The following is a 6,695-nucleotide window of genomic DNA, read 5'->3' as shown; positions in this document are numbered from 1 at the left end:
CGGACTTGGGTATTCCTCCGTATCGACAAGAAATAATATATCATTTATCAAAAACGATGTCAATATTATTTAATATTTTTTTTGAGCGGGGTTTGGCCCCGCTCAAAAAGTATTCTAACTTGGAGTTTTAGCGAAATTTACTCTGGTTTAATGACATCTCTGTTGCCCATATACGGACGCAGCACCTCTGGAATCACGAAACTGCCATCCTCCTGCTGGTAATTTTCCAACAGAGCGGCAACGGTGCGGCCGATTGCAAGGCCAGATCCATTTAATGTATGCACATGCTCAGGTTTACCCTTAGCCTCACGGCGGAAACGAATATTCGCACGTCTTGCTTGGAAGGCTTCAAAGTTACTGCAAGAAGAAATCTCTCTGTATGTGTTATAGCTTGGAATCCACACTTCAATATCATACTTTTTCGCAGCAGTGAAGCCAAGGTCACCCGTACACATGCTCATCACGCGGTATGGAAGGCCTAATAACTGGAGAACCTTCTCCGCATTCTTTGTCAGCTTTTCTAATTCTTCATAAGAGTCTTCCGGCTTTACAAATTTAACGAGCTCCACCTTATTAAATTGATGCTGGCGAATCAGCCCTCTCGTATCACGTCCAGCTGATCCGGCTTCAGAACGAAAGCAAGCACTAAATGCAGCGTAATTAAACGGAAGATCCTCTGCACTTAGAATTTCTTCTCTGTGCATATTCGTAACAGGTACCTCAGCTGTTGGAATTAAGAAGTAATCCTCATTTTCTATAAGGAAGGCATCCTCTTCAAACTTCGGAAGCTGACCTGTTCCAGTCATACTTGCACGATTGACTAAATATGGCGGCAATACCTCTGTATAGCCGTGCTCCTCTGTGTGAAGATCAAGCATAAAGTTGAATAAAGCACGTTCAAGGCGTGCACCGAGCCCTTTGTAAAATACAAATCGGCTTCCCGTTACCTTCCCTGCACGTTCAAAATCAAGAATATTTAACTGGTCAGCCACTTCCCAATGCGGCTTCGGTTCAAAGTCAAACTGTCTAACCTCTCCCCACTTCCACGCTTCCACATTGTCGTCTTCAGTTTCTCCAACTGGGACACTTTCATGCGGAATATTTGGTATGCTTAGCAATAGTTGATCTAATTCCTCTTCAACCGTGCGCAGCTCATCATCAAGCTCTTTAATTTGATCTCCAACCTCTCGCATTTCAGCAATTAAATGATCCGCATCTTGTTTATCACGTTTTAAAATGGCAACCTGTTGAGAAACCTCATTCCGTCTGCTTTTCAGCTGTTCTGCTTTCACAATTAATTCACGTCGTTTCGTATCAAGATCTTCAAATTTCCCAAGATCCGTTAAATCCTCGCCGCGATGCTCCAGCTTCTTTTTCACATCTTCAAAATTAGCTCTCAAAAACTTAATGTCTAACATTTCATAATCCCTCCTAATTTTTTAATGGGGCAAAACACAAAAAACTCCCGTCCCCAAAAAAGGGACGAGAGTTACCCGCGTTGCCACCCTAGTTGAAGGCATGAGCCTTCCACCTTAAATTCATAACGGTTTTATACCGAAAGTATTTACTGGCCAAAAAAATGGCGTTCCATACTTTGCTCGAGGATGGATTCACAAGCTTCACCCGCCAATTTCCACCAACCATTGGCTCTCTTTAGAATGAAAATCCTGTTACTAGTTCCTCTCATTGCTTTCGACTATAGTAAATTTTAATTCATAATGTACTACAATTATGAATCATTTGCAACTATATTATGCAAATTAATTTTTCTTCGCCTCTTTTACCATGTTAATAAAGTAGGAGGTAATACGGTGGTCATCTGTTAATTCTGGATGAAAGGAGCATCCAAGAATATGACCCTCACGTGCTGCCTACGATACGCTCATCATGTTTCGCCAGAACTTCCACATTCTCTCCTGCTTGCACAATATGAGGAGCACGAATAAATACCGCAGGGAAATCCTCTGCCACACCAGCAACATGTTTTTTGCCTCTACAATCGCTTCTAAATCTGTACCCGTTTTCAGCTGCCATCATTTTGATTGATTTAATATTCATAAATAATGGAGGAATATTTCGTTAATTCAAATCGGAATAATTCCCTTTCCTATAATGACACTAAACAACAAAAAGGGGTTCCTGTCAAGACAAGAAACCCCTTTTTATTAGAACCAACCTTTTACAGTTGAGGAGATGCCTCCGAAGACATTCCCGAAAAAGCTACCTATTCCACGCATCATCAACACAAACCAGTTCGCCTTTTCAATATCCTCTGCAGCAACAACATCTACTTGAATTTTATTTTTTCCCTTTTCAGATAAAAATTCTAAGTCACCTTCATTAGAAGATTCAATCGTTAAAGTTCCGACCTTTTCTCCTTCTTTAACAGGCGCCGTTAATTCCCCTTTATCATTAAGCTTTTCTTTATCCAAAACTAGCTTTGTCTTATAGTTTTCCTTTTCACCATTTTTCACAACCATTGTGATTGGATCCTTTGTTTCAATCTTTACCTTGTCTTCTTTTCCTTTAATAACAGGTAAAGTCTTTTGACCCTTCACTTGGTAATTAGCAGGTACTAACTCTTCTTTGCCAAAATTACTAAATGCATAATTAAACATTTTCTTTGTTTCATCAAAGCGGGATTTATAAGTACCCTTACCGCTTTCATCCTTGGCATTCATAATAACAGTGATGTAACGGGTGCCATTTCTGACAGCTGTACCTGTAAAGCAATAGCCAGCAAACTCCGTTGTCCCTGTTTTTAAACCATCTACGCCCTCAAAGCCATAAACAAGACTAGGAAGCATCCAGTTCCAGTTTTGCATGTCAATCGCATCTTCTGTGCCTTCTCTGAAGGTCATTTTCGGAATAGTTGTCGTTTCTAACACTTCTGGGTAGTCATTAAGCAAATAAGAAGCTAGCATTGCAGTAGCTCTAGCAGACATCACATTCTCTTCATCTTCTGTCCCAGTATGGTGGAATCCTTTTAAATCTTTATTATTTAAGCCAGATGAGTTAACAAACTTGAAATCTTTTAATCCTAGTTCTTCTGCTTTTTTATTCATCATTTTTACAAAGTTCTCTTCAGAACCCGCAAGCGTTTCTGCAATGGCAATCGTTGCAGCATTTGCTGAATAAATCGTCATTGCTTGGTACAGTTCACGAATATTGTATTTTCCATCTCTGCGCAAAGGTACATTGGATAAATTCGTATCATGAGAAATCTTCCAGACATACTCGCTAACGGAATATTCTTGGTCCCATTTCACTCTTCCCTCATTAATAGCTTCTAGAAGAAGATACTCAGTCATCATTTTTGTCATACTAGCGATACCAAGAACTTGGTCGGCATTTTTCGAATAAAGTACTTTACCTGTCTCTGCTTCTACTAGAATAGCAGCATCACCATTAACATTTAAAATATCTTCTGCATAGGCTCTATTTAAGCTAGGAAAAAGCCCTATTACCATCACGAATGCAAGAATACTAGCTACATATTTGCGAAATTTTTTCAATACAAAGCCCTCCAACTTTTTAGTACACGTCTGATATTTTATCATAATTCGACATTAAAACATAGACAGAGGATTTACCTATTCTTACCTGGAAATTTTTCATACAAAAAGCAGAGAAGCTTCATGCTTACTCTGCTCTTACATACTCGTTCTAGTATTGAATTATGAAAAAGAATAGTTTGGTGCTTCTTTCGTAATTTGGACATCATGCGGATGGCTTTCCTTTAATCCGGCACCAGTCATTCTTATAAATTGTGATTTCTCTCTTAATTCCGTTAAATCCTTTGTTCCACAATACCCCATACCTGAACGCAGACCGCCAACAAGCTGATAAATCGTATCTGCTAACGGCCCTTTATAAGGTAATCGGCCTTCTATTCCCTCCGGAACAAACTTCTTATTATCTTCTTGGAAATAACGATCCTTTGAACCTTTTTCCATCGAAGCAACAGAACCCATGCCGCGGTAAACCTTAAAGCGGCGACCTTGGAAGATTTCCGTTTCTCCAGGACTTTCAGTTACTCCTGCTAATAGACTGCCAAGCATAACGGCATGTCCACCAGCAGCAAGTGCTTTTACTACATCACCTGAATATTTGATTCCACCGTCAGCAATAATCGACTTTCCGTGCTTTCTTGCCTCAGTAGCACAATCATATACGGCTGTAATTTGAGGAACGCCTACTCCGGCAACTACTCGAGTTGTGCAAATGGAGCCAGGTCCAATTCCTACCTTTACAATATCTGCTCCTGCTTCGATTAATTCCTTTGTTGCTTCTGCAGTTGCAACATTTCCCGCAATAATCGCTAGGTTAGGGTAAGTTTTTCTTATTTCACGAACAGTATCTATTACTCCTTTTGAATGTCCGTGTGCAGTATCTACTACAATAACGTCTACTTGAGATTTAACAAGCATCGCTACACGCATCATTGTATCTTTTGTTACGCCAACAGCAGCCCCAACTAGCAAGCGGCCCTGCTCATCTTTAGCGGAATTTGGAAACTCAATCACTTTTTCAATATCTTTTATAGTGATTAAACCTTTTAGGATCCCTTCACTGTCCACAAGCGGAAGCTTTTCAATTTTATGCTTTTGAAGAATGCTCTCTGCTTCTTCTAAAGTAGTTCCCACAGGTGCAGTGACAAGGTTTTCCTTTGTCATAACATCAGAAATAATAATCGAATAATCCGAAATAAATCGAAGATCCCGGTTTGTTAAAATACCAACAAGTTTTTGCTCTTCACCATTATTTACGATAGGTACACCTGAAATTCGGTATTTCCCCATTAAATGCTCGGCATCATATACTTGTTGTTCTGGGGTAAGGAAAAATGGGTCTGTAATAACGCCGCTTTCAGAGCGCTTCACTTTATCGACTTGCTCAGCCTGCTGCTCGATCGTCATATTTTTATGAATGACACCCAATCCACCTTGTCGAGCCATTGCAATAGCCATTTCTGCTTCAGTTACAGTGTCCATCCCTGCACTGATAATTGGAATATTAAGCTTAATCTTATCTGTAAGCTGAACACTTAAACTCACATCACGTGGAAGAACCTCTGATTTAGAAGGAACAAGTAACACATCATCAAAAGTTAAACCTTCTTTTACAAACTTACTTTCCCACATCTTTTTGACCCCCAATTCTTGAAAATATTATTAGTAGGTTATCAATTGGGCAAAATACTGTCAAGGATTCTTCAATATGTTGGATTTTTCTAAAAACTCGGAGGTGCTTATTAATGCGTGACTATAAAGATTGGGATTCATTTTTATATTATTTTTCGGCAAGCTCCTCACAATCCTTTCTAAAAAAATGCTATCATCTTCAACATTTGGACTCAGCAGAACAAAAAAGTTATGAAAACAGCTACCCTTTTATATATTATCTTGAACATGGACAAATTTATTACAAACAAGCAGAACTTGCTCCGTTATTAATTAAGCCCATTCTTTTATTTTACGGAATGGTTCATTTAATAAAAGCTTGTATTTTAACTGTAGACCCTAATTATCCTGAAACAACCACTGTTCTTGCACATGGTGTTTCAACTAGGAAAAGGAAAAAACAACAATATCACTTTTTTCATGATGAGGTAAAAATCCAGAAAAGCGGACTTTTTCCGTATATGGGGGAAAAACTGTTTCACATGAAACATTTAGAAGGTGAAAAAACAAATATGAGGGAGTTACTTTCTCAGATTCCTGAACTTACTCAAATGTTCAAACAAACAGAGGGGAAACAAACATTTTTGCAAATGAAACAGCAGGATCAAATACATCTACTGCCAAAGGAAATTTTAGACACCTTTCATATGACTGAAGCCCGCTTTATAGAATATTGGAATAACGGAAATAAAGCCGATATACAAGGTGCAGATGAACAATTTATACACTTTACGATCAACTCAACATGCATAAATGATCTGCTCCCAATTAAATTCAATATTGATAATGAACAGCTTTATTTCCCTAGAATCAAAAACAGCCTAAATTTTTTCCCGGAATTATTAATCCACTATTTATTGCTTTATAATTTAAGTATGATCGCTCGGTATGAAACGGAATGGTGGAGCGAATTAATAAAAATGATGCCCAATCAGGATTTTCCCTTTATTCAGTCCTTTTTAAACATTACCTCCAAGAAGGGACCTTTTTTAATTTATCAAACGTTAACAAAAGGAAAAACATGAATTCATTGGTTGCATTGAAAAAAGGGCATATTCATGAAATAGTTCTGAAAATGTAGAGAAGAAACATATAAAAAATAGTAATTTAATTAAAAGTAAATAATGCATACAAATAATCATGCTCAGAGAATTCTTTGAGCATGATTTTTTTTGCTCTTACTCATTTAAATTCCATAGTTAAAGAAACCAATGCGGACACTAAGTTCGCGATTATTGGAAAAATACAAGAAAATCTCTGCTTTTTTATCAATAACGGAATCTATGTCCGCAATTATATGAAATTACCCTATTTTTGTACACATAGCGGAACTGGTGTCCGCCTAACTCAAATAAAAAGACCAAATCAATTTATGATTTGGTCTGCTGCTTAATATGCTATTTATAGTTCGTCTTCATAAAGCTGAATTACATAATCTTTATGGATTCCCTTACAAAACTCCACAAAAAAGAACAGCCTTATTAGCTGTTCTTCTTTTGCCTAGCGACGTCC

Annotated in this window: 4 protein-coding genes, 1 pseudogene and 1 other annotated feature; of the genes and pseudogenes, 1 reads left to right on the top strand and 4 read right to left on the bottom strand. The window is 38.0% G+C overall.

Annotation, left to right across the window (positions count from 1 at the left end; all coding sequences use genetic code 11):
- Positions 1 to 137: 137 nt before the first annotated feature.
- The 4 genes and pseudogenes from serS to guaB all read right to left on the bottom strand — a co-directional run bounded on the left by serS (position 138) and on the right by guaB (position 5,144).
- A complete protein-coding gene (serS, locus tag V7164_RS21910) occupies positions 138 to 1,418 on the bottom strand; it encodes a serine--tRNA ligase (protein WP_335355234.1) in 1,281 nt (426 codons plus the stop codon).
- 57 nt (positions 1,419 to 1,475) lie between these two features.
- Positions 1,476 to 1,696 (bottom strand) — a binding site (T-box leader).
- A gap of 64 nt (positions 1,697 to 1,760) precedes the next feature.
- Positions 1,761 to 1,977: pseudogene (locus V7164_RS21905) on the bottom strand (pyridoxal 5'-phosphate synthase glutaminase subunit PdxT); the annotation flags it as partial.
- A 188-nt stretch (positions 1,978 to 2,165) separates the two neighbouring features.
- Positions 2,166 to 3,470: a D-alanyl-D-alanine carboxypeptidase family protein gene (locus V7164_RS21900; protein ID WP_335347024.1), complete on the bottom strand. Its 1,305-nt coding sequence runs from the start codon at positions 3,468 to 3,470 to the stop codon at positions 2,166 to 2,168.
- Positions 3,471 to 3,677: 207 nt separating this feature from the next.
- On the bottom strand, positions 3,678 to 5,144 hold the full coding sequence (gene guaB / locus V7164_RS21895) for an IMP dehydrogenase (RefSeq protein WP_335355233.1): 1,467 nt from the start codon (positions 5,142 to 5,144) through the stop codon (positions 3,678 to 3,680).
- 113 nt (positions 5,145 to 5,257) lie between these two features.
- Between guaB and V7164_RS21890 the strand changes: the two genes are divergently transcribed.
- Positions 5,258 to 6,208: a YaaC family protein gene (locus tag V7164_RS21890; protein WP_335347014.1), complete on the top strand. Its 951-nt coding sequence runs from the start codon at positions 5,258 to 5,260 to the stop codon at positions 6,206 to 6,208.
- Positions 6,209 to 6,695 lie beyond the last annotated feature (487 nt).

Source organism: Bacillus sp. JJ1474 (assembly GCF_036965225.1).
Lineage (GTDB): Bacteria > Bacillota > Bacilli > Bacillales > Cytobacillaceae > Cytobacillus.
This window is presented reverse-complemented; position numbering and strand designations above follow the sequence as displayed.